This is a genomic window from Mesorhizobium sp. M1A.T.Ca.IN.004.03.1.1, assembly GCF_003997555.1.
GTDB lineage: Bacteria > Pseudomonadota > Alphaproteobacteria > Rhizobiales > Rhizobiaceae > Mesorhizobium.
In genome coordinates this window covers 1-248 of sequence record NZ_RZTV01000818.1, presented here as the reverse complement: position 1 = coordinate 248, position 248 = coordinate 1, and the positions used below count along the sequence as shown (strand labels likewise).

The 248-nt window shown below is 66.1% G+C and carries 1 protein-coding gene; it reads right to left on the bottom strand.

The window, feature by feature from the left end:
• Nucleotides 1-55: 55 nt before the first annotated feature.
• A partial coding sequence (locus EOD29_RS33945; RefSeq protein WP_206520605.1) for a proline racemase family protein occupies nt 56-248 on the bottom strand: 193 nt, incomplete at its 5' end.

Here is a 248-nt window from a genome sequence, read left to right as displayed (position 1 = left end):
GCCGCGCCAACCGTCCGGGAAACCGCTCGCACTTTCCGGCATCAACCCTGAACGATCAAATCTCCCTAGCCGATGGCCCCCAGACGTCCGTCAGCGCAAAACCGTTCGGATGCGGGTCAAAGGGGTCGAGGGCTACCTGGGTCAGGCCGAACGTGAAGCCGCGGCCGGTGATGGTGGGGATGACGGCGGGGCGGCCGGCCACCTCGGTTACTGCCTGGAGGCCGACCTCGAATTCGGAGCCGATGATC